The organism is Paenibacillus sp. FSL W8-1187 (assembly GCF_037965485.1).
GTDB lineage: Bacteria > Bacillota > Bacilli > Paenibacillales > Paenibacillaceae > Paenibacillus_O > Paenibacillus_O pasadenensis.
The window spans coordinates 2,271,910-2,296,921 of record NZ_CP150181.1; the positions used below are offsets into that span (position 1 = coordinate 2,271,910).

General features: G+C 57.0%; 18 protein-coding genes and 2 tRNA genes. 18 read left to right on the forward strand and 2 right to left on the reverse strand.

The window, feature by feature from the left end; all coding sequences use genetic code 11:
* The first annotated feature begins 7 nt into the window (after nucleotides 1–7).
* From NYE40_RS09720 to NYE40_RS09735, 4 genes are all read left to right on the forward strand, one after another.
* A complete protein-coding gene (locus NYE40_RS09720) occupies nucleotides 8–952 on the forward strand; it encodes an aldo/keto reductase (protein WP_028599561.1) in 945 nt (314 codons plus the stop codon).
* Nucleotides 953–970: 18 nt separating this feature from the next.
* Nucleotides 971–1,987: a zinc-binding alcohol dehydrogenase family protein gene (locus NYE40_RS09725; RefSeq protein ID WP_028599562.1), complete on the forward strand. Its 1,017-nt coding sequence runs from the start codon at nucleotides 971–973 to the stop codon at nucleotides 1,985–1,987.
* Between the two features lie 50 nt (nucleotides 1,988–2,037).
* Nucleotides 2,038–2,124 (forward strand) — tRNA-Leu (locus NYE40_RS09730).
* A 113-nt stretch (nucleotides 2,125–2,237) separates the two neighbouring features.
* Nucleotides 2,238–2,687: a DUF1569 domain-containing protein gene (locus NYE40_RS09735; protein WP_028599563.1), complete on the forward strand. Its 450-nt coding sequence runs from the start codon at nucleotides 2,238–2,240 to the stop codon at nucleotides 2,685–2,687.
* Between the two features lie 117 nt (nucleotides 2,688–2,804).
* Here NYE40_RS09735 and NYE40_RS09740 read toward each other — a convergent pair whose 3' ends face one another.
* Nucleotides 2,805–3,362 carry an XRE family transcriptional regulator gene (locus NYE40_RS09740; protein ID WP_028599564.1) on the reverse strand — a complete coding sequence of 186 codons (558 nt, stop codon included), beginning with the start codon at nucleotides 3,360–3,362 and terminating at the stop codon, nucleotides 2,805–2,807.
* A gap of 161 nt (nucleotides 3,363–3,523) precedes the next feature.
* Here NYE40_RS09740 and NYE40_RS09745 point away from each other — a divergent pair, with 161 nt between their 5' ends.
* Genes NYE40_RS09745 through NYE40_RS09755 form a run of 3 tightly spaced genes read left to right on the forward strand, consistent with a single transcriptional unit; the run spans nucleotide 3,524 to nucleotide 5,719 of the window.
* Nucleotides 3,524–3,880 carry a cupin domain-containing protein gene (locus NYE40_RS09745; protein ID WP_028599565.1) on the forward strand — a complete coding sequence of 119 codons (357 nt, stop codon included), beginning with the start codon at nucleotides 3,524–3,526 and terminating at the stop codon, nucleotides 3,878–3,880.
* 54 nt (nucleotides 3,881–3,934) lie between these two features.
* Nucleotides 3,935–4,696: a sugar phosphate isomerase/epimerase family protein gene (locus NYE40_RS09750; RefSeq protein ID WP_339279841.1), complete on the forward strand. Its 762-nt coding sequence runs from the start codon at nucleotides 3,935–3,937 to the stop codon at nucleotides 4,694–4,696.
* 6 nt (nucleotides 4,697–4,702) lie between these two features.
* On the forward strand, nucleotides 4,703–5,719 hold the full coding sequence (locus NYE40_RS09755; protein WP_101808959.1) for a Gfo/Idh/MocA family oxidoreductase: 1,017 nt from the start codon (nucleotides 4,703–4,705) through the stop codon (nucleotides 5,717–5,719).
* A gap of 110 nt (nucleotides 5,720–5,829) precedes the next feature.
* On the opposite strand, the gene NYE40_RS09760 is transcribed toward NYE40_RS09755, so the two are convergent.
* On the reverse strand, nucleotides 5,830–6,744 hold the full coding sequence (locus NYE40_RS09760; protein WP_180968490.1) for an AraC family transcriptional regulator: 915 nt from the start codon (nucleotides 6,742–6,744) through the stop codon (nucleotides 5,830–5,832).
* Between the two features lie 291 nt (nucleotides 6,745–7,035).
* On the opposite strand from NYE40_RS09760, the gene NYE40_RS09765 reads away from it, so the two are divergent.
* The 11 genes from NYE40_RS09765 (at nucleotide 7,036) to NYE40_RS09815 (ending at nucleotide 24,733) form a co-directional block, all read left to right on the forward strand.
* Nucleotides 7,036–9,045 (forward strand): beta-galactosidase, encoded by a 2,010-nt coding sequence (locus tag NYE40_RS09765; RefSeq protein WP_028599569.1) that lies wholly within the window; start codon nucleotides 7,036–7,038, stop codon nucleotides 9,043–9,045.
* A 203-nt stretch (nucleotides 9,046–9,248) separates the two neighbouring features.
* A complete protein-coding gene (locus NYE40_RS09770; RefSeq protein ID WP_084137402.1) occupies nucleotides 9,249–14,801 on the forward strand; it encodes a chitobiase/beta-hexosaminidase C-terminal domain-containing protein in 5,553 nt (1,850 codons plus the stop codon).
* Nucleotides 14,802–14,837: 36 nt separating this feature from the next.
* Nucleotides 14,838–16,562, forward strand: a complete 1,725-nt coding sequence (locus tag NYE40_RS09775) for an S-layer homology domain-containing protein (protein WP_127464337.1) — start codon at nucleotides 14,838–14,840, stop codon at nucleotides 16,560–16,562.
* Between the two features lie 130 nt (nucleotides 16,563–16,692).
* Nucleotides 16,693–16,779: transfer RNA gene (locus NYE40_RS09780), tRNA-Leu, on the forward strand.
* A gap of 154 nt (nucleotides 16,780–16,933) precedes the next feature.
* The gene (locus tag NYE40_RS09785; protein ID WP_043111529.1) at nucleotides 16,934–17,665 is read left to right on the forward strand and encodes a glucosamine-6-phosphate deaminase; all 732 of its coding nucleotides are present in this window, start codon (nucleotides 16,934–16,936) and stop codon (nucleotides 17,663–17,665) included.
* A 67-nt stretch (nucleotides 17,666–17,732) separates the two neighbouring features.
* A complete protein-coding gene (locus tag NYE40_RS09790; RefSeq protein WP_127464336.1) occupies nucleotides 17,733–18,797 on the forward strand; it encodes a PfkB family carbohydrate kinase in 1,065 nt (354 codons plus the stop codon).
* Nucleotides 18,798–18,839: 42 nt separating this feature from the next.
* The gene (locus tag NYE40_RS09795; protein WP_043111530.1) at nucleotides 18,840–19,925 is read left to right on the forward strand and encodes a Gfo/Idh/MocA family oxidoreductase; all 1,086 of its coding nucleotides are present in this window, start codon (nucleotides 18,840–18,842) and stop codon (nucleotides 19,923–19,925) included.
* A gap of 108 nt (nucleotides 19,926–20,033) precedes the next feature.
* Nucleotides 20,034–21,197, forward strand: a complete 1,164-nt coding sequence (locus NYE40_RS09800) for an ROK family transcriptional regulator (RefSeq protein WP_028599574.1) — start codon at nucleotides 20,034–20,036, stop codon at nucleotides 21,195–21,197.
* 40 nt (nucleotides 21,198–21,237) lie between these two features.
* Complete coding sequence (locus tag NYE40_RS09805; RefSeq protein ID WP_028599575.1) at nucleotides 21,238–22,071, forward strand: sugar phosphate isomerase/epimerase family protein; 834 nt, start codon at nucleotides 21,238–21,240, stop codon at nucleotides 22,069–22,071.
* Nucleotides 22,068–23,120, forward strand: coding sequence for a Gfo/Idh/MocA family oxidoreductase (locus NYE40_RS09810; protein ID WP_028599576.1), 1,053 nt, complete (start codon nucleotides 22,068–22,070; stop codon nucleotides 23,118–23,120). The genes NYE40_RS09805 and NYE40_RS09810 overlap by 4 nt, the downstream gene beginning before the upstream one ends.
* Before the next feature lie 278 nt (nucleotides 23,121–23,398).
* A complete protein-coding gene (locus NYE40_RS09815; RefSeq protein WP_164820101.1) occupies nucleotides 23,399–24,733 on the forward strand; it encodes an extracellular solute-binding protein in 1,335 nt (444 codons plus the stop codon).
* Nucleotides 24,734–25,012: the final 279 nt, after the last annotated feature.

Consider the following 25,012-nt stretch of genomic DNA (forward strand, 5'->3'; position numbering starts at 1 on the left):
ACCGAACGTGAACTACAGGAAACTCGGCAGCACCGGACTCGACGTCTCCGTGCTGAGCTTCGGCGCCTCGTCGCTGGGCTCGGTATTCCGGACTACGGACGAGAGCGAAAGCATCCGCACCGTCCGCGAAGCGCTGGACTGCGGCATCAATTATATCGACGTATCGCCTTATTACGGCTTGACCAAGGCGGAGACCGTGCTCGGCAAAGCGATTCGCGACGTTCCTCGCGACAGCTTCTACTTGTCGACCAAAGCCGGCCGCTACGGCGAGAACGAATTCGACTTCTCGTCGAAGCGGATCGCCGCCAGCCTGGAGGAAAGCCTGCAGCGGCTGAATACCGACCATGTGGACCTCTTCTTCCTGCATGACATCGAATTCGTGGAGCCGGCCGTCATCCTTGAAGAAGCGATGCCGACGCTCCAGCGGCTGAAGCAGGAGGGCAAGATCCGCCATGCCGGCATCTGCGGCCTGCCGCTTGAGCTGTTCCGCCAGATGCTGCCGCAGATCGAGGTCGATGCGATCATCTCGTACTGCCATTACTCGCTGAACGACTCCACGCTGCTCGAGCTGCTGCCGCTGCTCTCGGCTCGTCAGGTCGGGCTGGTGAACGCTTCTCCGCTCTCGATGGGACTGCTCGGCACGCGCGGCGCGCCGGACTGGCATCCGGCCGGCAGCGAGCTGAAGGCGGCCTGCAAGCGCGCCGCCGAGCTGTGCGCCTCCAAAGGAACGGAGATCGCAAAGCTGGCGATCCAGTATTCCGTCGCCAACGAGAGCATCCCGACTACGCTCGTAAGCACGGCCAACCCGGACAACATCCGCCGCAATGCCGGCTGGGCGGAAGAGGAGCTCGACACGGAGCTGCTGCAGGAAGTGCTGGACGTCCTGGCGCCCGTGCAAGGACAGACCTGGCCTAGCGGCCTGCCGGAATACAACCGGAGCTTGAATGTGTAAGCGAGAGGAGCTTGGACGATGAAAGGAATCCGTTGCGAGCAAGCGGAAAAGCTGGCGCTGGTCGAGCTGCCGGAGCCGGCATGCGGGCCGGGCGAGGCGATCGTGGCGGTCAAGCGGATCGGCATCTGCGGCACCGACCTGCATGCCTACAAAGGAAACCAGCCGTTCTTCGACTATCCGCGCATCCTCGGGCATGAGCTGTCCGGCGTGATCGAGCGGGTCGACGATCCGGCCTCAGGCCTGCGAGCCGGCGATCCCGTCAGCATCATCCCTTACCTGCACTGCGGCCGCTGCATCGCCTGCCGCAGCGGCAAGACGAACTGCTGCACGGCGATGAAGGTGCTCGGCGTCCATGCGGACGGCGGGATGCGCGAGCGCATCGCCGTGCCGACGAGCCATCTGCTGAAGGCGTCCGGCCTCACTCTCGACGAGGCGGCCGTGGTCGAGCCGCTGAGCATCGGCGCCCATGCGGTGCGCCGCTCGGAGCTGCGCGCGGGCGAGACCGCGCTCGTCATCGGCGCGGGGCCGATCGGCCTCGGCGTGATGGCGTTCGCCAAGCAGCGGGGCGCGCGCGTCATCGTGATGGACTTGAGCGAGCAGCGGCTTGCTTTTTGCAGCCAGTGGGCCAAGGTCCATCATACGGTCAAGGCGTCGCCGGAAGCCGCGGCCGAGCTGGCGAGCATCACGGACGGCGACTATCCGACGGCTGTATTCGATGCGACGGGCCACGCCGGCTCGATGGCAAGCGCCTTCCGCTATGTCGCGCATGGCGGCCGGCTCGTCTATGTGGGCTTGGTGAAGGGGGACATCGCCTTCAACGATCCCGAATTCCACAAGCGCGAGATGACGCTGATGGGCAGCCGCAACGCGACCAAGGAGGATTTCCTCCATGTGATGGATGTCGTGCGCGGCGGATCGCTCGACATCGACGCCTACGTCACCCACCGGGCAGCCTTCGACGAGACAGTCGACCGGTTCGAGGGATGGCTGGATCCCGCCTCGCAGGTCATCAAGGCGATGGTGGAAATCCGCTGATTTTTGTTGACTTTAGGATACGGCCGCGGTATATTATTCCTTGTGATTACGCGGTCATGGCGGAATTGGCAGACGCGCTAGATTCAGGTTCTAGTGTCAGCAATGACGTGGAGGTTCAAGTCCTCTTGACCGCACCATCCTTTCAATCGACCCCTTCCTTTCGGAAGGGATTTTTTTATTTTTTTGTTTCAAGATACGGGACAATGTGAAATACTGTAAACCAGCCTATAGAAATGAATGAGGTGGAATCATGGAAAGCATCTACAGCCCGGTGCATTCAGCGAATATATTGAATCGGATCGACAAGTTAAGCCCGCATGCAGCGCCCCAGTGGGGAACGATGAATGCGGCTCAGATGCTGGCTCACTGCTCGGCGTTCCAAGACATCCCGATGGGGAATTCCTTTCCCCCGAGATACTGGCTGGGGAAAGTGATTGGCAGGTTCGTAAACCGTATTTTTTATAATGACAAGCCGGCACCGCACAATATGTCGACCATTCCAACGATACGGATTGCAGATGAGAGAGATTTTGAGACGGAAAAGGAAAAGCTGAAGCAAATGATTGTCGTTTTCCAAAGGAATGGCCCGGAGAAATGTTCCTCTCATCCGCATCCTTTCTTTGGGAAATTCACGCCCGAGCAATGGGGGATAGGGGTTTATAAACATCTGGACCATCATTTAAGGCAATTTGGCGTTTAGTCAGGACGAGAGTCATGAAGCAGGGGCATTTCTCGGCGGCGTCGTAACCCCGAGAAATGCCCCTCTTTTTTTGGCCTAGCTAGGCTCCCCATATTCCATCCGTTTGGAAAGGAAAGGCTACTTCTTGTCGTCCGTTTTTTGAGTGAAAATCGCAAGATAAGTGACCTCGTCGGTAATCGGAATCAGCAGATGCTTCTCTAGCGAATTGAAATAAATCGAATCTCCAGGCAGCATCGTATATTGAGTAGCCCCGACTTGATAATTCATTTCTCCCTTGATCATATAAATGAACTCTTCCCCTTCATGCGTAAACCCATGCTGCTTGACGTTCCCTTTTTTGGCCGTAATCAAATAGGGCTGAATCAGCTTGTCCCTTCTTTCGCCGGCAAAAGCGAAAAAGGAATAGCCTTTATTCGTCTCGACCCATTTCTCCTGGTCCTCGTATTGCTTGACGCTATTGTATACTGTCGTTTGAGCGCTTTGTTCCTCCAGCAGATCGGACACTCGAACTCCAAGCGAGGCAGCGATCTTGATCAGCGTCGATACAGGCGGATTGGATTGTCCATTTTCAATTTTGGATAAAAGGCTTTTCGTAAATCCGCATGACTTGGCGATTTCCTCTTGAGTTCGTTTTTGTTCCTGTCGGATGTACCGGATTCGGCTTCCGATATTCATGGATTCTCTCTCCTTATCGACGTTCGCTTCCATCATCATATCATAAACTAAACTCCGGAGAAGTTCATTCAATAAAGTTGTTGATAATTCAACCATGTTGAATTATCATAAACACAGATTCAACTTTACATCCTGCCAGCTGCAAAAGAGGAGAGTGCCGAATGATCCAGCCATCGGATTTGAACGAAGAGAAGCATGTGCTCGACATGGGATGGGGCAAAATCGCCTGGTTGTATGGCAAAGAAATTGATCCGGACGGTCAAATGACGTTCGGCGTGGTGTACATTGAAGCGGGGCAGGAGAATGGACGTCATATCCATCCGAACTGCGAAGAAATCATTTATGTATTGTCCGGGGAATGCGACCATTCGTTGGGAGATGAAATCGTTCATTTGAAGCCGGGCATGGCGCTTCGGATTCCGCAAGGCGTGCCGCATCACGCCAAAGTAACGAGTTGGGAGCCGTGCAAAATGATCATCGCCTATTCGTCGGTAGACAGGCAGACGATCGGAGAGTAAACGGAACACGGCTGTGAGGCCGATGAAGCCGATCAGGAAGGGAGGAAAGGACGCATGACGTACAACTTTGCCTTTTCAAGGCCTACGGCAACCTCCGAGGAGGAACAGCTGCTCGTTCACGGCTATCAAAAGGCCGGCTATAGCGGGCTGCAGCTGAAGCCGAGTCAGTACACTCCTTATTTGCTTGAGCCTGAATCATTCAGGAGCCGTTGGGGACAACCCGCCGGCATCGCTGCTGCGCTCATCGCGGGGGGCACTCTATTAAACGATGACAGCAAAGAGCAATTGCGCCAGGTGTATAAGTTTGCTGCGCATGTTGATTCGGAGATAATCGTTTATTGCCATGCGGTGCCGAGGCAGCAAGTGTCAAACGAGAACATCGCGACATTCGCCGCCGTTTTTGAAGAAATGGGCAAAGAGGCGGAGCAACAGGGCCTGCGGCTCTCCTTGCACCACCATTATGACCAGCCGCTCATGCATCGGGAGGACTTTGATCTCTTTTTTGACAGGATCAAGAATCCCGCTCATGTCGGATTGACGATCGATACCGCTCATCTAGTCAAATCGGGTGTAGACGATATCGCGGAGGTCATTCGCACGTTTGCTCCCTTTATAACGAATTTCCATATGAAAGATTTTGCCAAAGGTCATTTTGAGATATTAGGGCATGGAGAGATTGATTTCTCCCCCGTGTTTCAAGCCATTCAGGATATCCGTTACTCCGGTTGGATCTCCGCAGACGAGGAAAGCGGCGGGGAAATTGCGACCGGAATGAAAGAATGCCTCAAGTTCATGAAACTAGGATTAGGAGCGTGAGCCCGAGTGAAGAAGTTCAAGGTAGGTTTTGTGGGCGCAGGAGCAGTGACGCGAATGCATTTGAAAGGCTACTCCGCTCATCCGGATCGGATTGAGGTCGTTGCCATTTGCGATCCGAGCGAGTCGAATGTTCAAGAACGAGCCGATGAATTTAACATTCCGGGCAGGTACACGGATGTGGAAACGATGATCAAGGAAGCAGGCATCGAGGCTGCTGTCGTCTGCACGCCTTCGACGATCCGTGAAAGCGTCATCACGCCGCTGCTTGAAGCAGGAATTCCGGTTTTTGTCGAAAAGCCGTTCGCCGACACGCTTGAGGAAGCAAAGTCGATCGCGGAACAAGCCAAGCGGTTGAAGGTTCCCGTGTCCGTCAACCAAAACTTCCGAAAGCACCACAAATTCGAGTTTATCCGGGGACTGATCAAAGAGGGGGCGATAGGGAAGCTGGAGGGAATTCATTTTTCGTCCTTATTCTTTCGTCAAGATACAGGCTGGAGAATCCATACCGAACGACATGCGATGTCCGTCATGTCGATTCATTGGTTTGACGGAATACGAAGAATGGCCGATGCCGATGCAAGCTCCATCTACTGTACGTCCTATAGCTCGGAGGCGATTGATTGCATCGGCGAAACCGATGCGACGGTGCAGATCGTGTTCGACAACGGCGTGAATGCGAATTTCTCCCAAAGCTTTTCCAGCGCGTTCTGCAGGGATGACCTTGTGGTGTTGGGAAGCGAAGCCGCATTAAGGCCCACGGGGAATGAGATTCACTTGCTCAAGCCCGATCCTTCCGGTCAGCCTAATTGGAACCCAACCCCCGTTCAAACCTGGAAGTATGCCATGCCTATTGAAGAAGCGGTGTTTGATGGATTAAATCAGTTGCTGGAATGGATTGAAACCGGAGAAGAGGCCTCGAACAGCGCCTACGATAATTTGCATACGGTTTCATTGCTGGAAGGAGCCTATTTGTCTGCCCGTGAAAAACGGATCGTTCATTTCCAAGATGGACTTTTAAGCTAAGGGCTGCCCTGCGCATGATGGCCGTCTCTATGAATAATCGAGCTCCTGGACCCGTTCAAGCGGCAGCTCAGGAGCTTTTTTCGTTTTAGGATAATGGGGATCGGTTTCCGCTACCAGCTGCGATTCCGGGCAAACAAGCCTGGAGCAAGCCCGGTATATTTCTTGAACACCTTCGAGAAATAGTAGACGTCCTTGAACCCGCATTTTTCGGCTATTTCGGAGATGCTGCCCGATCCGTCATAAAGCATCTGCTTGGCTTTTGAAATTCGCACTTCATTTAAATACGCCAAAATCGTCGTGCCGGTCGTCCGTTTGAACAGGCGGTTCAAATGATCGAAATTGCACTTGTATCGTTCCTCGAGGCTCGCTCCGCTGATGGGCAAGGAATAGTCCTGTTGAAAATAGGCCAGCAGATCATGGATCATTCGAGTGGAGCGGGTCTTCGCGATGGAATGCTCGTTGAAAAGGAAGCTGGCCGTCAGCTCCCGGGACAATGTGATCAGCAGCTCCAATAAAACCATTCCGGACATCGACTGAAAATGCTCCAGACGGTTATGATGGACCTCTCTCAGCTTATGGAGGAGGCTTACGGCCGTGCCGGTCGGCTTGGAGGAGAAGGTTTTTGGAAGGACGAGCTTCGATGAAGAGGGCTTGTCGGCATCGCATTCATGCGTTTTCAAGGCGGTCAAGCGATCGGCGATCAAGGCATGCTTGAGCTCATCCACGGCTTCCGTCCGCTCTTCCATGTCGCCGTGCCTGAAGTGGATATAAAAATAGGTGCAGGGGGCAGATTTCGTCCCCCAATGCTCCCGCTGCGGATCGAGGAGCAGAAAGTCATTCGGCTTGAGCACGAAGCGGCGGTCTTCCTCATTCAAATGCATCTCGCCGGCCAGCACATAGTACAAAATGAATTCCTCGGTTTTTCTCCGAATATGAAGATGCGGGGGAGCTACGGATACCTTCTCCATAAAGAGCACTCGCGGCAGCTGGCTGCTGTCCATTCGATAATGCAGCAGGGTCTTCATTTTTGTATCGACTCCCGGCATCGCTTGATGCGGCTAGGGATGCATCCGCATCATAGTCGTTATGGTGTAAAAGCGATCTCGGTTCATTATGGCCCATCCCTTCTGCCATTTCAATTGCGAACCGCTCGAGAGAGCGGTTTTTGTTTTTTCGACAGGGAAAACGGACGAGCCTGGATCTTTTTCGTTAAAAAGTCGCTATTTTACAAAGAGGCTGGGATTTTGCATTGAATTCCATACCTATTCATTCGAGAATTAAGGCGTACAAACTATGCTTCATGCGGAGGTCGAGCCATGAAAATTAATTTTACGAATTCCGTGGCCAGAGAGGCGAAGATGGCCGCTTGCAGCCCGGATGGCTGCGAGGTTGTCCTTGGCGCGGACGGTGGCGGGATTACGATCGGACAAGTCAAAGAAGCGGGCAAACGATATCTTGTCGGCGACATCGAAGTGCTGGAGGATCATTCCGTGGCGATGATGTTTCGCTGCTTCTTGCCCGGAGAAGACCAGGAACGGATTTTTATGCGTTTCGGTCTGCTGCCGCGCTTCAAGACCAGGATTTGCTTGGATCTTCACTTGCTTGACAATAGAACCATTTTTACGAACCGTACGCCGGGAACGCTGAAGCTGGTCGTACATGGGCAGCGGACCGAGCTGGGCAGCGTGGAGCGCTTCGAGCTCGGCATGGAAAAGGCCTTTCATGATGTCCGCGTCCGGTTCGAGCATTTTCATCTGACGGATCAGATGCCGACCGATTTTCCGCTGCCTCGGACAAAGCTCGTGGATGAATTCGGCCAGTGGAAAGGAAAGGACTGGCCGGGCAAAATCCATTCCTTGGCCGAGCTGAAGGAGAGGCTGGAAGCGAACGAAGGGCCGGCGGAATACCCGTTTCCCGAATGGAACGAGTGGGGAGGAGACCGAACCCGCCAGCTGAAGGAAGGCACCGGCTACTTCTCGACCTTCAAGTCCGAGGACGGAAGATGGCATCTGGTAGACCCGAGCGGCTGCGATTATTTCTCCTTAGGCCCGTGCGGGACGAATCCGGGGGATCAGTGCCGCGTGGACAGCTTCGAGGACCTGTGCGACTGGCTTCCGGAGACCGACGACCCGGACTTCGGGGAATTTTACAAAATCGGGACGACAAGGCGAGCGGCCTACATGCCCCTCGATTCGTTCAAAATCATCCGCTTCACCGCATTGAATATGAAAAAAGCGTATGGCGAGCGATGGCATGAGAAATGGGAGGAGATTTCCCACCATATCCTGATGAAAAACGGCATCAATTCGCAAGGCAATTTCCCCGGTCTCGGCATGGCCAGCGGCCGGACAAAGCTGCCTTATGTTCGAGAACTGCCTAATTTCCCGACGACCGACACGCTCATTTTCAGGGATTTCCCGGATGTCCTCTCGCCGGAGTACAAAGAGAAAGCCGAGCAGTATGCGCGCCAGCTGTCGGCGTGGAAGGACGACCCTTGGCTGATCGGTTATTTTTTGAGGAATGAACCGGAGTTCAACTTCGTGGAGGGCTTGGCCATTGCCGACGAGGTTTTGCATAATCCCGCGCAAACGCATTGCCGGTCGGGACTCATTGCCTTTTTGAAAAGCGCTTACACGACGATCGAGGAGCTGAATCTCGCCTGGGATTCCGCATTCGAGAGTTTTTCGGAACTGGAAAAGCCGATCTACAGCTGCTCCACGACGTATCCAAAATCAAAGCCGGATATTCGGAAGTTTTCGGCTCATCTCATTCGCGAATATATCAAAGTACCGTCCTTGGCCTGCAGAGCGGTAGACTCGAATCACCTGAACCTCGGTCTCAGATGGTCCAAAGCCTACAATCTCGACATGATGGAGGGCTGGGAGTACTTCGACGTATTCTCCATCAACTGTTATGATTTCGACCCGACTCGCGACATGGACTTTGTCCAGCATGCGAGAGTGGACCTGCCGATCCTGCTCGGAGAGTACCACTGCGGGGCGCTGGATCGAGGGCTGCCGGCGACCGGGCTGAAGGGCGTTCCCGATCAAGAGGAACGAGGCGTCATGTGGAGGCATTTCGTGGAGAAGGTCGCGGCCCATCCTTATGGCGTAGGCGCCCACTGGTTCCAGTATAACGATCAGTTCTGCCTGGGCAGGTATGACGGCGAGAATTATCAGATCGGCATGGTGGACATCTGCATGCAGCCTTACCCGGAATTGATGGAGGCGGCTCGCGAAACGTCGCGCGTGCTGTATCAGGTCAAAAACGGCGAGGCAATGCCTTATGGCAAGCTGCCGAAATCGGTGCCGATGATCGGGTACTGACGGGCGGACGGTCGAGGAAGGGCTTGTTTATGCAGCAAGATCAATATTGTTCACCGTCAAAATCCTCGACATGTCCAATGGTGATCGATATGTTCACTAGAAAAAGCGCGGATGATTGGCTTATGATTCGTCATGAGTTCATGGAACCGCTTTCCTGAAAAAATTTCGGCGGGCGGATTCAAGCAAGCAAAGGAGGATAATCAATGAACGGAAGTGCAGGAAGAAGGGGGCGAGCTAAAGGGCGAAAGCCGGGAGTGCTGCTTCTTATCGCATGCCTGGCCTTCAACATGCTCATGCCTCTTCAAAGCGTTTGGGCGGCCGATGACTCGAACGGCGACAGCGACGAGTCGATCATGGCCGACTTCAACTTCGAGGATCCGGTTGGCGGCCTGGAGGGCAGCTTGGCGAAGGTTACGGTTCACGGCACCCCCAGCTATGAGGACTCTTACGAAGGGGGAGGAAAGGCGGCCAATCTCAGCAACAATTTCTGGCTCGAGCTGACCAAGCAGGACGGCACGCCGCTGCTGGCCGGGATGGAAGAGATCACCGTCTCGTACGACAGCAAGCCGGACGGCGGCAGCACCTGGGCGTTTTTTGCCGCGCCGAATGCGGAGACGCAGAACTATCTGGCCGAGCATTACATAGGGATCCTGGATCGGCCAGGCTTCGTCGGCGTTGAGCGGTTCAACAACAACGGCTCCCGCCCGGAAGCGGCAGAAGCGGAAACTTCAGCGACCAGATGGAAGCATGTGGACGTCGTCATTACGATGACGGAAACGAAGCTGTTCGTCGACGGTACGCTCAAGTCGACGGTGACGAGTCCCTATCCGATGTCGAGCGTCCTGACCGAATCCGGAGGCATTCTTCAGCTCGGGAAGGGCAACTGGGGCGGAGGCGAATATTTCGCGGGCCTGATCGACAACTTCAAGATGTACAGCCGGGCATTGAGCGAGCAAGAGCTGCTTGAGAACCGGTTGACCAGCGCTCCTCCTACCTTCTCTCCATCCGAGGGACAGGCTTACGCTCCGATCGCGATCTCGCATCCGGCAGGGGAGCAGTATATTCACTACACGACGGACGGCTCGACCCCTACGGCGGAAAGCCCGACGTATGCGGGACCGATCCCGGTCCACGGAATTACGACGATCAAGGCCGTCGCCATTTCCGCGGAAGGGAAAAGCAGCGCGATCGCCAGCGCGGACTTCTACGGCAGCGACTGGTCGGCGACCGCGACCGGCTTCCGGCTTGACGGACAGTCCGAGGTCGTAAACGCGAAGATTGCCTGGCCGCTGGTTACGGGTGCGGACTATTACGAAGTCTATCGCGGAGACCAGCTCATCAGCCGGACTTACGGCGACGTCGCGGACGAGTACGGACTCGAGACGGATCAAGACTATACGTATACGGTCAAGGCGATCGCTGCCGGCGCGACAATCGCGGAGGCGAGCACGAATGCGGTGCGCACGTTCGGCTACGACGCTGCGGCGATCACGCACAAGAAGATCAATACGACCGGCGCGGACAGCCTTACGAACGGAATTCCGTATGGCGTCAAGTCGGGCAATACCTGGTATGATTACGTCTACGAATCGACGAAGGACGAGGTCACCGGCGTCGTCACGACGGGAATCTACGAGCAGACGAGCGCCGACGGGCTTTCCTACGGCAACAAGCGCCTGCTCGGCTCGTTCGAGGACATGCGGGCGGAGGGAGCCGGCTACACGCTGCATCCCGACGGCAAAGTCGTCTTCACCGCGCATGAGGAAGGCAGCTTCGACTATCAGCAGGCGAAGCTGTTCATCGCCTCGGTCACTCCAGGCGGGAACGACTTCGAGGCGACGTTCCGGGCGCGCCCGTTCGATATGGAAGCGCGCGACATGGTGCTGTTCGTCGACGATGACGAAACGGCGTACGTATTGTTCGCTACGCGCAACAACAACGACATCGGGATCGTCCGGCTGAACGACAGCTGGGAGCAGCCGGAGGCTCTGGTGAACACGGCGTTCGTGGGCAAGCACAAGGAGTCTCCGACCGTCATCAAGCATGAAGGGCGCTATTACTTCTTCGGCTCGACGGCGAATGGCTGGTATCCGAGCCAGGCGGAGTATGCCTCTGCGACATCGCTCGACGGCGACTGGACGCCGCTTCGGCCGATCGGCAACGGCTCCTCCTTCGCCACGCAGGCGAACGGAACCCGCACCTGGACCGGAACGGGCGGACAAAAAACGTTCGCGCTGAACGGCTACCACTGGGGCGACCAATATCCCGGCGAGTTCAGGGACCCGATGGGCACCTATTCGCGTCTGTTCCCGATGGTGTTCCACGACGGCATTGCAACCGCCGACTGGTTCCATCAGCTGGACTACGATCCGGCCATCGGCGCCATTCCGGTCCAATCCGGGCAGCTGCTCTCGCTCGGCAAAAAAGCCGTCGATTCCGAAGGGCTCGACGCCACTGCCGTGACGGACGGAGCGGATTTTGCCTCGTCGCCGCGCGTGCAGCATAAGGCTGCAGGGTATAACATCGTGATTGATTTGGCGCAGGCGTCTCAGCTTTCCGAGATCAACTTCACCACCCGCGAGGTCGGCGGCTCGGATACGGCTTATCGCTTCAAGCTGGAAGGCAGCATGGACAATGCGAATTGGACGCTGCTGACGGACGGCTCGCAAAACAACGTCGTCGGCTTTGTGACCAATCCGGTCACGGACGAATCGCTTTATCGCTACGTCCGCCTGACCGTTGACAACGTCATCAACGTATTCAACGGCAACAGCGCGATCTGGGCGGACGGCATCATCGAATTGTCCGTCTACGGCACGCCGCATCTCGACAAGACGGCGCTGCAGGCCAAGTATGCCGCGCATAAAGACACGGAGCGGGGCACGTTTACGAACGGAAGCTGGAATACCATCACGGAGGCGCTTCGGAACGCGGAGGCGGTGCTGAACGATTCTTCCGCAACGCAGTGGACGATTGACCGGGCGCTGCAGCAGCTCGACGAGGCCTTCACCTGGGCTCAGAACGTCCATCCGGACAAGGTCGTGGACTATGCGGCGGCAGGCGTGCCGGTCGGCGAGCTCTGGTACGATACCGAAGGCAACCCGATCCAGGCTCACGGCGGCGGATTCCTGCAGCAGACCGCTGCGGACGGCAACCCGATCTACTACTGGGTAGGCGAGAACAAAATCCATAACCAAGCGAACTTCCATGCCGTGTCGCTGTATTCCTCGCGCGATCTGGTCAACTGGACGAACGAGGGCGACATTCTGAACTCGTTCTCGGCTACGGTGCCGGGGGCGGAATTCGGTTTGATCGACAACAAGTGGGAGCGGCCGAAGCTGCTCTACAACGAAAAGACGCAAAAGTACGTGCTGTACGGCCACTGGGAGACGGCGAGCAGCTACGCCAGCAGCCAGATCGCGGTGGCGACGGCGGATAGTCCGGAAGGTCCGTATACGTTCCTCGGACACTGGCGTCCGGGCGGCACGCTGCGCAACTGGCGCAGCGACGTCAACAATTACAGCGATTCGGAATATTTCAAAGCTGGAGGCGTGAAGGCGGCGATTCCGGCTTCCGTTCAGCAGGACGAATCGCAAATGGGCTATCTTTCGCGCGACTTCACCGTGTTCGCCGATGACGACGGCACGGCTTACCTGATGTCGGCGGAAGGACATTCCATGCGGGTCCACCGGCTGAACGAAGATTACACCGACGTGGACTTCACCACCTATGAATTCAGCGATTCCGAATCGAAGGCGACCGATTTTGAATCCTACAGCTTCTATGAAGACGTCGGCCGCGAAGCTCCGGCAGTCGTGCGGACGGACGACGGCTACTATATGGCGTCATCCGGGCAGTCCGGCTGGATGCCGAACCAAGGAACGATCAGCTACAGCGCCGATCTCCGCGATCCGCACGGCTGGACGCCGGTCAGAGAAGACGGAAAAATCATCGAGAAATATGCGTTCGGAAACAACAGCACGTACTACAGCCAGCCGACCAACATCATGAAGCTTACCGGCGCGGACGGCACCCGGACCTACGTCTACATGGGCGACAAATGGCGCTCGAGCCAGCTGTCCGACTCGCGTTACGTATGGCTGCCGATCGAGTTCGAGGCCGAGCAGCATACGGCTTCCATGAAATACACGACGGGCTGGAAGCTGAATGCGGCCACCGGCGGCGTGCAGATGCCGCAGGCGTATCTCGTCTCGCAAGGAAAAAGCGCTACGATTACCGGCAACGACGAGGCCGCGGGCATCGAGAAGGCGAACGACGGCTATGCCTTCAACCTGCATACGTCGGGCGATTCCAGCAGCTTCTTCGAGCTGGCGGCTCCGTACGAATACACGATCGATCTGGGCGCGATCTATGATCTGTCGCGGATCGATGTCGCCTACCGGCTGTATAATGGTTCGGAGATGTATCATCGCTACCAGATCCTGGCCTCCAATGACAATGCCAACTGGACGGAGCTGGTGAACAACGGCACGAATATGTGGGCCGGCTTCAACTCGGATACGCTGAGCGGCCTTTACCGGTACGTGAAGCTGAAAGTAAACGAGGTTCGCCGCGTCAACAACAACGCCCTCAGCAACGCATGGGGAAGCGGGCTTGTCGAGGTTCAGGTATACGCCAACTCGGCGGATCCGTACACGCTGACGCCGCCGAGCGCCGATCTCGCGTCGGGCACGTACAGCTTCCCGCAATCGGTGAAGCTGTCCCATGACGTCGAGGATGCGCAGCTGTACTACACGCTGGACGGCAGCACGCCGACCTTGTCCAGCACGCCGTATGCCGGGGCGATCGAGCTGCCGGTCGGCATGAGCACGCTGAAGGCGATCGCGATCGTAAACGGCGTGACGAGCGGCATTCTGGAAGCGAGCTACACCGTCGAGGCGGATCGCGGAGGACTGGAAGATACCGTGCTGTCGTTGACGGGGCCTGCGAACGTGGTGTCCAATCAGACGTTCGAGGTCGCGTTTGGACTTCGTTCGGTCACCGACAGCGTATATGCTAAGGAGTACACCATCAACTACGATCCGGCGAAGCTGGAGTTCATCCAGGCGGAGCCGCTGAAGCCGGGGTACATCTTCCAGCTGGAAACGGAAGTGGCGCCGGGTCAGGTCCGGGTTACGACCGTCGAGGCCGGCGGAACGCAGACGCCGGATGCCGACGTCGCGCAGCTTAAGCTGCAGTTCAAGGCGAAGGCGCTGGAGCAGACGGTGACCGGAAGCGTATACACGTCGGATGTCATTCTTGCCGACGGTACGGGTCTGGAAGCGCCGGCTGCAAATGGCGCTACGTACAGCTACGTCCTGATGGCGGTGTCGAAGTCTTCGCTGGCCGCTGCGGTCGCAGATGCGCAAGCGCGGCATGACGCGGCGACGGAGGGCGATCTGGACGGCCAATATCCGGCAGGCGCCAAGGCGGCGCTGCAAGCGGCGATCGATCAGGCAAGCGTTGTGCTGAACGACGATACGGCCGAGACGGAGGACGTGCAGCAGGCTATGATCGCGCTGAATGAAGCCGTAGAGGCATTCGAGGCGCTGAAAAACGTTCCGAGCGTTCCTGTTGCGGGCGATCTGAACGGAGACGGACGCGTCGGGATCGAGGATCTGAGCCTGGCGGCGGCCCGTTACGGCAAAAAAGCCGCGGACACCGACTGGAGCAGCGTCAAGGCGGCGGATCTGAATGGCGACAACGTCATCGACATCAAGGATCTGCGCGAGTTGGCCAAGCTTATCTTGAGCTAAAGCCGGAGCGAATCGGAAGAGAGGAAGTCGAAATCATTGAGAACAAATCTATGGACATGGAGTCTGTCTCTCCTGCTGATCTTCATGCTGCTGCCGGTCTCGCCGGCAGCAGCAAGCGATGAGCCTGCGTTTTATGTGGGCGCGTCGAAGTCGAGCGTGGCGGTCGGAGACCAGGTAGAGGTCGAGATCGGAGTGCGAGGCGCCCAAGCGTGGACGGCCTTCGAGCTGAATCTGTCGTTCGACGCCGCCCTGTGGAGCGTCAGCGCGTCTTCGTTCACGACTGGCCTGAGCGGGTTCAGCGCGGTCGTCAACCCGGAGCTGCTGGACGAAGGCCAGCTGCGTGCCGTCTATACGAAGCTGGGACATGCGGCGGGCGACAGCGGCGACCTCATGCTCGGCAAGGTGAAGTTCACCGCTAAAGCGGCGGGCAGCGGAGCCTTCTCGCTGAATGCCATCAAGGTCGGCCAAGACGGCGACCGGTGGACCGACTATGCGCCGGGCGTGCGGACGAGCACGCAGATCGTCAGCGGCGGGGGCGGCGACAGCGGCCCGGCTCCCGTCATTCCGGACGCCGGGAACGATCCGGTCATCAGCGGCTCGGGCATCAGCGTCAAGGCAGCGCCGAATGCAGCGGGAACCGCTCGTGTCGAGCTGGATGCGGCCCGTCTGCAAAGCGCGATCGGCAAGCTGGAGGGACATGCCTTGACGATCAAGCTCGTCTCCGATCCGGCGACGAAGCAGGTCGAGCTCGTCCTGCCTTTCGGACCGATCCGCAGCGCCATGGCGTCGAATGTGGAACGCCTGACGATTGATAACGGCCTGGCGGTCGTCTCGCTGGATCGGAGCTGGTTCGCGAAGCAGAATGCGGCGGACGGCGCGAAGCTGCAGCTGTCGGTCGGCCGGAAGGCGGCGTCCGAGCTGCCTGCGGCCGCAAGCGGGAACGTGCCGGCGGACGCGACGATCTATGACTTCGGCTTGACGCTGGATGGCCGGCCGGTCGGCGCCTTCGATGCCCGCGAAGTGACGGTGACGGTTCCGTACACGCTCCGCGCTGGCGAGCAGCCGGAGCAGGCCGTCATCTACTACATCGCCGATAACGGCGAGCTCGAGGTCGTCAAAAACGCCAAATACGACCCGGCCACAGGCATGATTTCGTTCAGCCCCCGGCATTTCAGCCTTTATTTCCCTGGCTATGCCGACCTCACCTTCCGCGACTTGAACGAGGCAGGATGGGCCAAGCCGTATATCAAGGCGCTGGCGGCCCGCGAAGCGGTAACCGGCGTCGGCGGCGAAGCCTTCGATCCGAACGGACGGCTGACCCGGGCGCAGTTCATTACGATGCTCGTCCGGCTGTTCGACCTGACGGACCCGGCGGCGGCCGCCACGTTCTCCGATGCGAAAAAAGGCGCCTGGTATTATGAGGCCATCGCATCCGCTCAGAAGGCGGGCATCGTTGAAGGGAAGAAGGACGGCACGATCGGGATCGGCGATCCGATCAGCCGGCAGGATATGGCTGTCATGCTGTACCGCGCTTCCCGCTACATGAAGCTGGATGTGCTCGCGCCGGCGAATGCCGCCGCCCCTTCATTCGCGGACCAAGACAAGATTGCCGGTTATGCGAAGGAAGCGGCAGCTGCCGTGGAGCAGGCGGGCTTGATGAACGGAATGGGCGGAGGCGTCTTCGACCCGCTCGGATTGTCGAGCCGGGCGCAAGCCGCAGCCGTGCTCTATCGGCTGTTCGAAATCAAGGAATGGAAGTAAGAGCGGCGTAAGGCGAGCTCGGAGCAAAGCAGAAGGACCGGCCGTGGAGCCGGTCCTTCTTTTTTGTAAAAATCATAAAAGAGCTTGACCGTGAACTTTAAATCATGGTATATTATTTTTCGTTGGTTATGCGGTCATGGCGGAATTGGCAGACGCGCTGGCTTCAGGTGCCAGTGGTAGCAATACCGTGGAGGTTCGAGTCCTCTTGACCGCACCACCCCAGAAATGTACAAGCTCCCGAACCCGTCCTAGTGACGGTTCGGGAGCTTTTTTTTCGTTTGGCCTACCGATAGGGGTTGACGGGGCCGTAGAGGCAACCTATTATAATTAATAAAGTTAGTTAATTAAATCATGGACCCGAGGTGGTGACTATGCAGACGATCATCGAATCCGATTATGAAGCTCTTTCGGAGAGAGCAAGCGAATGGATTGCGAAGTGCGTGTCAGACAAGCCGGACGCGGTATTATGTCTGGCAGCCGGAGCTACGCCGGTAGGCGCTTTTCGGAAGCTGGTCTCGATGGCCAGAGAAGGAAAGGTCGACTTGTCGAAATGCCGTTTTGTCGGACTGGATGAGTGGGCCGGACTTGGCCGCGAGGACGAAGGCAGTTGTAAGCGATTACTTTATGAAGAGATTTTTGAGCCGCTGCAAATTCCCGAAGACCAGCTCTATATGTTCGATGCTTGCTCGGAGGATCTGGCCGGACAATGCCAAGCCATGAACCGGCGGATCGAAACGCTCGGCGGCATTGATTTCATGCTCGTAGGAGCGGGAATGAATGGGCATATTGGCTTCAACGAGCCGGGGACTTCGTTCGATACGTATGCTCATGTGGCGAATTTGGATGAGGTGACCCAACAGGTCGGCCAGAAATATTTCACCAAGCCGATGAGGCTTCGGACCGGCGTCACGTTGGGGTTGAGGCATCTCGCCGAGTCGAAGAGCGTGGTCCTCATGGTCAGCGGCTCCCACAAAGCCGACATCGTCGAGCGCATCGTTAACGAGGAGATCAGTGAGCAGCTGCCGGCGAGCCTCGTTCGGAAGCATCCGAACGGCTGCTTGCTGCTGGACAGCGAGGCGGCCGTCAAGGCAAGGAAGGACTGAAGGAAGCTTGCAGCCAATAGCCGAACAAATCGCGATCAAGTATAAGAAGGCAGAGCAGTTCGGGGTCATGCTCGGATTTGACGGTTTCATCGACAGCGTCGTTCGCGCGGTACGGCGGCGTGACGAGGAGGATCAAGCCCGCTATTTCGAGACCATGAGCGAGTTCGGGCAATATCTAGTGGACAAGAGCGGCAAAAACTGCTCGATCGAGCTGGTAGAGCAAACGAACAAGCTCGGCGGCAACATGCCGATCATGGCTCTCGCCTTGGGGAGGCTCGGCTTCCGGCTTACGAGCATCGGGGCGCTGGGCAGTCAAGGGATCAAGCCGCAATTTTCGGAGCTGACCGGAACGGTCCATGAAGCGATTTCCGTGACGGATCCAGGCTTCTCGACGGCGATAGAATTCCGGGACGGGAAGGTCATGCTGGCCGATGTCAGCTGCCTGGATTCCATGGACTGGGACAGATTGGTCCAATGCGTCGGGAAGGAGCGGCTCCTCTCCTGGTTCGACAGCAATCCGCTGATCTGCTTGTTGAATTGGAGCGAGACGAAGCATGCCTCTCAGATTTGGGAGGGCTTTCTGAATGAGATTATCCCGAACGCCCGGAACGCCTCGGAGAAGACGATCTTCATCGACTTGTCCGATTGCTCTAAAAAAAGCGAGGCCGATCTTCGCCGAGCCTTCTCGCTCCTGAAGGCATTCAAGCGTCATTGCAACGTTGTGCTCGGCATGAACGAGAACGAATTGGCGACAGCAGGCCGCAAGCTGCTTGACCAGGACGAGCAGGACATGGCGCATGCGGCGCGGCAGCTTTACGAATACGCGGGAGTCGATCAGCTTGTCGTGCATGTAAAGGACGGGGCGTTCGCCTGGAGCGGCGACGAATTGTTTCAAGCAGACAGCTATGCCATTGAGGAGCCGGTCATCCTCACAGGCAGCGGCGACCATTTCAACGCCGGCTACTGCTCGGGGCAGCTGCTCGGACTCGGCGTCAAAGAGAGCCTGCAGACCGGCAACGCCGTAGCCAGCTACTATGTAAAGCATGGCACAAGTCCGACGCCCGCCCAGCTGGTTCAACATCTGGCCGGCTTCCATGACGATGATCAGCCAAGCGAGAAACAACCCGGCTAGCTTGCGGGAGCCGGTCTAATTCCACGAAGGAGGCCATGGAGGATGAAAAAAGTAAAGGTGGCTATTTTCGGAGCCGGGTTCATCTCGGATTACCATGCAGAGTGCTATCGTCGTTTCGTCCCGGAATCGGAAGTCGTCGCCGTCTATGCGAGAGATCTGGATAAAGCCAAGCAATTCGCAGCCAAGCATCATATTCCGCAGGCTTATTCAGACATCGGCCAGCTGCTCGCGGAATCGGGCTGCGACGTCGTCGACATTTGCCTCCCAAACTTTCTCCACCATAGGGTCTGCATCGCCGCCGCCAATGCCGGCAAGCATGTCATCATAGAGAAGCCGCTCTGCGTCACGCTTGAAGAAGCGGACGATATGATCGCGACCTGCAAGGCGCAGAACGTCAAGCTCATGTATGCCGAGGAATTGTGCTTTGCCCCGAAGTATGAACGCGTTCGCGAGCTCGTTCAGGATGGCGCGATAGGCGAAATTTATATGCTGAAGCAGACCGAGAAGCATTCCGGTCCTCACAGCCCTTGGTTCTATGACATGGATCTGTCCGGCGGCGGCGTGGTGATGGACATGGGCTGCCATGCCATCCAATGGTTCCGCTGGATGCTCGGCGGGAACCCGGGCGTGAAGAGCGTAAAGGCACATATGCAGACCGTGCTGCACAACGAGATTACGAAAGGCGAGGACAACGCCGTTCTCCTCATCGAATTCGAGGGAGGCGTGCTCGGCGTTGCGGAAGACAGCTGGGCGAAGCATGGCGGCATGGACGACAAGATCGAGGTTCATGGTACAAAAGGCGTCAGCTACGCGGATATGGTCATGGGCAACTCCGCCTTGACCTACAGCGTGGACGGGTACGATTATGCGGCGGAGAAGGCGGGAACGACAAAGGGCTGGACGTTTACGATCTACGAGGAAGCGTTCAACTACGGCTATCCGCAAGAGCTCAAGCACTTCATTGAATGCATCGCCTATGACAAGACGCCTTTGGTAACCGGAGAAGACGGAAGGGCTGTCCTGGAAATCATCTATGCCGCCTACGAATCTGCCCGAACGGGGAACAAGGTGGAGCTTCCGTTTCGTCCCCAAGTAAAGAAACCGATCGATCTCTGGCACGGCGTTTAGCGGCAGGACTGGAAGGGGAAACCGATAGCCCCGTGTCATTGACGGGGCGCGGTCGTCCCTCTATATTTGGTTAATAAGCTTTCTTAACTAATGAGAAGAGGGACATTCATGGCGAGCTTCATTCAAACCCATCTGAAAGATATGAACCGCAAGACGGTATTCGACTTATTGTCTTCGGTAGACAGCATCTCCAGAGCCGAGATCAGCAGGCGAACGGGAATCAGTTCTCCTACGGTCATCAAGATCGTCAGTTATTTTCAGGAGAAGGGCCTGGTCATCGAATTAGGCGAGGGAAGCATCTCCACGGCAGGAAGGAAGCCTCAGCTGATCCGCTTCAATCCGGATGCCGCATGGTCGATCGGAGTCGTGTATGAAGGCGATTATCTGGATGTCGGATTCGTCGATTTGAACGGGAATATCAAGCATCGGAAAAGGTTCAAGGCAGTCGCCAACCTGGACGAGATGCTCGAGCTTCGGCTGCCGGTCATCCTGCGGGCTTTCATGGAGGAGTTCGGGGAAGCCCGGCCGAGCATTCTCGGCGTCGGCATCGGCATCCCCGGAGTCGTGGATCCGGACACGGCTCAGATCGAGTTCGCCGCTCCTATCGTCGGCGTCAAAGAAAGAAGAGACTGCAGAAGCCTCATCGATCGGCTGAGCGAGCAAATCGGACTGCCCGTCTCCATCGACAATGATGTCAAATCAGCCGCATGGGGCGAGTACATCACGCGAAGCGGAGAAGCGCTGCAAGATCTGCTGTATGTCTCGCTCGGCTCAGGCATTGGCGCGGGCATTATCCTGGACGGCCAAATCCGTCGCGGCAAGCATAGCCTGGCCGGCGAGATCGCCTTCACCTCCTTCGATCCAGCCTTCCGAATGTCCAAGACGGAGGTGGGCTGGATCGAAGGAAGGCTCGGCATTCATCCGTTGATCGGCAAGTGGAGCTTCCTGGAGAACATCCTGAACGACGGACAAGCGGGGGGCTATCCGACGACGCATCGCGGTCCTTTCGAGGAGATGATCCGTTACATCGCTTCGCATTTGGCGCTCTGCATCTCCAACCTGGTCGCCGCTCTTGACATTACGGACGTGGTGCTGGGCGGCGTGACCGTTGAGGCGCTTGGAGAGGCATTATTGGATGAAGTGAAAGAATACCTGAAGCGGCTGTGCGTCATCGACGTCCGATGTGACCTGCAGCTGAGCAGGGATCCCGGCGTAGTCGGCGTTGCGGCGATTGCCACCAATCATCGGCTGATGGAGTGGCTGGAAGGCTGAGTCAGCCGCACGAAGCTTAGGAAGCGAGGAGAGGTACGGGATGGAATGGGCGTTCATGACGGCGAACTACGTGGCGAAGGAAGTCGGCTACAAGGATGTGACGGACTGGTTCAAGGATTGGGGACGATGCACGGAAGCGACGATTCGGAGCTTCCACGGCAGTCAATTCGAGCTGAAGTTCGAGTCGCTGATCAGCGGCATCAAAGAAAATGGATTCGATGCGATCGAGCTATGGGTGGGGCATCTGCACCCGGAGACGGCGACGGACGAGATGGTGCGCAAGGCGCGCGAGCTGCTGGATAAGTACGAGCTCTCCGTCGTGTCCTATACCGCTTCGTTCTCATCGCCGAACATGACGCTTGAGGAGGGAGCCCGTCGATTCGAGATCGCCCGCGCGATCGGCGCTCCGCTGCTCGCGAGCAGCTTCAACGTCTCGAATGCGGAGCTGATTGTCGAGCTGTCGCAGCGATACGGAATTTTCTTTGGACTGGAAAATCATCCGGAGCGCAATGCGCAGGAGATCATCGAGAAGATTTCCCCTTATTCGCCCTGGATCGGGGCTGCGCTGGATACGGGATGGTTCGGCACGAACGGCTGCGATGTCAGCGCTGCCGTCGGCGAGCTTGCGCCGTATTTGAAGCATGTTCACCTGAAGGACGTTCTCGCGGCAGGCGCGCATGACTCGTGCGGGCTGGGCGAAGGCGTCGTCGACATCAAGGGGACGCTTCGCGAGCTGCATGCGATCGGCTACCAAGGGGCGCTGACGTTGGAGCACGAGCCCTATGACCACGATCCGATGCCGGCCATGGTTCGAAGCCTGCAGCTCGTCAAACAGCAGTGGAACGAGCTTTTAGCTCAGGAGGAAAAGCGATGAGCCTTCGCATCGGAATCATCGGAGCCGGCGCCATCGGCCAGATCCATGCCGCGACGTTCAAGCAGCTCGACAACGCCGTCGTCGCGGGCATGGCCGACGCCCATCTGCCGCTCGCGCAAAAGGCTGCCGCCGAGCTCGGCATCGAACGCGTCTTCGATTCCGCAGATCAGATGATCGCGAGCGAGGAGATCGACGCCGTTGTCCTGGGCGTCCCCAACAAATGGCATGCCGATCTGGCGATCCAGGCGCTTCAAGCCGGCAAGCATGTGCTGCTCGAGAAGCCGATGGGCATCAATGCAGAGGCGGCCGCTCGCATCCAAGAGGCGCATCTCAAGTCCGGCAAAACGCTCATGATTGCCCATCAGCTCAGGTGGGTGTGGCCGGCGAGGCAGCTCAAAAAGCTGATTGAGGAAGGCAAGCTGGGCACGATCTATTATGTCAAGGCGAATTGGCTGCGCCGTAAAAATATCCCCGGCTGGGGCTCGTGGTTTACGCGGATGGAGCATTCCGGCGGAGGGCCTCTCATTGACGTCGGCATCCATTTGCTTGATCTGGCGCTGTATCTGATGGGCAACCCGACGCCGGCCAGCGTATCGGGCTCGACTTATGCGAGCTTCGGACCTCGCAAGCTCGGCATCGGCAATTGGGGAACCCACGACTGGAACGGCTATTTTGACGTGGAGGATCTCGCGACGGCGTTCGTGAAGATGGAGGATGGCGCGACGCTGCTGTTCGACGTAAGCTGGGCCAGCCACAACGGCAACGAGGACGGCATGCTGCTGCAGCTTATGGGAACCGAGGGCGGGGCGACGATCAAGCTGAATTCCGGCGTGCTGCATGCGGAGCTGTTCGATCGAAAGGTCGACATCGAGATGACGCCGGATGAGAAAGCCGACGAGCGGCTGCTGTTAAGCCGGCACTTTGTCGAATGCGTCCTCGAAGGGAAGGAGCCTCTGCCCTCAGCCGCAACCGGATACCTCAACAATCGGATCATCGACGCCATCTATGAGTCCTCCAAATCAGGACGTGAAGTTCGAATGGGAAGTTAAGAGCATGGCCGAAGCCGGCAAAAAGTCGGGCGCTATCGCCTGAGCTTAAAGCCATCGCGGCGCAGGGAGATCCTCCCTTGCGGCCCGATGGCTTGTTTGCATTTCCGAAAAGTCAGAAGTTATACAGCAGATCGCTTTACTTTGAAGGTTCAATCGTTTAGATTTAAGAAAAATGCTATTCATGCAACGAACATGCGTCTCGAAAGGTGGCGGCTCATATTCAAATGGGGAATCAACCTAAATCAGGTCGTACTAAATTCCGGTCTCGATTGAAATTCATGATTGATCAGCTGCGGGACCGGATCTTGGACGGCACTTATAAACCGGGCGAGTTTCTTCCTTCGGAGTCCGAGCTGGTCCAGCTGTACGGATTGAGCAACAAATCCATCCGGAAAGGGCTTGACGAGCTGGTAGCGGAAGGCCTGATCGTCAAAGTGAATCGGGTCGGAAGCAAAGTGACGGAAAAAGGCCATGAATCGACGGTCGTTACGCTAGGCGTCAGTTCTTCGATCGAGAAGGACATCCTCCTTTCGAAATTGCTGGACGACTTCAACGAGCTGTACCCTCATATACGCGTCAAGATCATGACGATCACGATCACCAACTACACGAGCCAGATCGAGAGCTATTTGGAAAACGAGGTCATTGACGTCTTCACGCAGAACAGCCTTCATTTCCAGGAGCTGAAAGAAAGCGGAGCGCTGAGCATGCTCGAGCCGTTGAAAGCGGAAAAGGAGATTTATCCGTTTCTGAACGACGTGTTCAGCCATCAATCGCTGCAGTATGCCGTCCCTATCGTCTTTTCCCCTATCGTACTCGCGTACAACCGGACTCACTTCAGCGAAGCGCAAGTCCCCGAACCGGATGGGAGCTGGACATGGGAGGATGCGCTGAAGCATGCCGAGACGCTGTCCAGAGGGGCGGACGGGAGGCTGGGGCTATACTTCATCATGGTGTCCTCCTTGCGCTGGCCGGTGTTTCTCATGCAGAGCGGGGAAGAGATCGGGCCGGACCCGAGCGGCGGATTCAGACTTCAAGGCAGCAAGCTGCTCGAGAGCATTCGGTTGTGCAAGCGCATCATCAAGGCGCAGGACAACTACCTTGGCTTCCTGATCGAGGACAATAAGGATGTCATGGACCTGTTTCGTCAGGGCAAAGTATCGATGATGCTGGCCAGCTACATGGCTTTGAACGAGCTGAAGGACTCGTCCATCGACTTCGACTTGTCGCCGGCTCCGTTCATTGAAGCGCCCGCTACGATGCTCCACACGATCGGGGTGTCCATGCGCAAGACCGATCATGTGGCTGCCCGTCTGCTCGTCGATTATTTGGCTTCCTCGAGAGCCCAGGGCATGATCCGCAAGTGGACGAACAGCATACCGGCGGTCAGATCGCTGAATGAAATCCGTCTGGAAGAGCGGGATTCGATCAACCGGCCGTCGCGCTATCCGCTCTTCCGTGAGATCATGGCGACGTACAGCTCGCGCAGCCGCCTGAATCTATCGGCGGAAGCGTTCGACCAGCTCGGCCGGCTGTTGAAAAGGTATTGGTCGGATCTCATCACCGAGGAAGAGCTGTGCGCCAAGGTGGAGGAACTGCTTGTCAACGGGTAGGGAGGGAGGATTCCCTCCCTTTTTGCTGTACTATTTTTCTATAAACTCACTTTTTTATCCAATCTGCTGTATATGATGAGAAATTTAGTTTGACAACCGGGCGATACCTGCTTAAAATTGGCTTAAGTAAAGTAAATCAAATATACAGCAGATTGGGCGGGGTTCAATCGGTTCCAATCGGATGGAGCCCATGCGGGAGGTGAGCCGCTCGTCGATTGCGTGTAAGAACAAGCATTTATACGAAGGCTAATTCAGCAAAACCATGACTTCTAACTTCCA

What these genes read in the sequence shown, in the direction of transcription:
- NYE40_RS09725 (WP_028599562.1), top strand. Translation starts at nt 971, where the DNA reads ATGAAAGGAATCCGTTGCGAGCAAGCGGAAAAGCTGGCGCTGGTCGAG.
- NYE40_RS09735 (WP_028599563.1), top strand. Translation starts at nt 2,238, where the DNA reads ATGGAAAGCATCTACAGCCCGGTGCATTCAGCGAATATATTGAATCGG.
- NYE40_RS09740 (WP_028599564.1), bottom strand. Translation starts at nt 3,362, where the DNA reads ATGAATATCGGAAGCCGAATCCGGTACATCCGACAGGAACAAAAACGA.
- NYE40_RS09745 (WP_028599565.1), top strand. Translation starts at nt 3,524, where the DNA reads ATGATCCAGCCATCGGATTTGAACGAAGAGAAGCATGTGCTCGACATG.
- NYE40_RS09750 (WP_339279841.1), top strand. Translation starts at nt 3,935, where the DNA reads ATGACGTACAACTTTGCCTTTTCAAGGCCTACGGCAACCTCCGAGGAG.
- NYE40_RS09760 (WP_180968490.1), bottom strand. Translation starts at nt 6,744, where the DNA reads ATGAAGACCCTGCTGCATTATCGAATGGACAGCAGCCAGCTGCCGCGA.
- NYE40_RS09765 (WP_028599569.1), top strand. Translation starts at nt 7,036, where the DNA reads ATGAAAATTAATTTTACGAATTCCGTGGCCAGAGAGGCGAAGATGGCC.
- NYE40_RS09770 (WP_084137402.1), top strand. Translation starts at nt 9,249, where the DNA reads ATGAACGGAAGTGCAGGAAGAAGGGGGCGAGCTAAAGGGCGAAAGCCG.
- NYE40_RS09785 (WP_043111529.1), top strand. Translation starts at nt 16,934, where the DNA reads ATGCAGACGATCATCGAATCCGATTATGAAGCTCTTTCGGAGAGAGCA.
- NYE40_RS09790 (WP_127464336.1), top strand. Translation starts at nt 17,733, where the DNA reads ATGCTCGGATTTGACGGTTTCATCGACAGCGTCGTTCGCGCGGTACGG.
- NYE40_RS09795 (WP_043111530.1), top strand. Translation starts at nt 18,840, where the DNA reads ATGAAAAAAGTAAAGGTGGCTATTTTCGGAGCCGGGTTCATCTCGGAT.
- NYE40_RS09800 (WP_028599574.1), top strand. Translation starts at nt 20,034, where the DNA reads ATGGCGAGCTTCATTCAAACCCATCTGAAAGATATGAACCGCAAGACG.
- NYE40_RS09805 (WP_028599575.1), top strand. Translation starts at nt 21,238, where the DNA reads ATGGAATGGGCGTTCATGACGGCGAACTACGTGGCGAAGGAAGTCGGC.
- NYE40_RS09810 (WP_028599576.1), top strand. Translation starts at nt 22,068, where the DNA reads ATGAGCCTTCGCATCGGAATCATCGGAGCCGGCGCCATCGGCCAGATC.
- NYE40_RS09815 (WP_164820101.1), top strand. Translation starts at nt 23,399, where the DNA reads ATGATTGATCAGCTGCGGGACCGGATCTTGGACGGCACTTATAAACCG.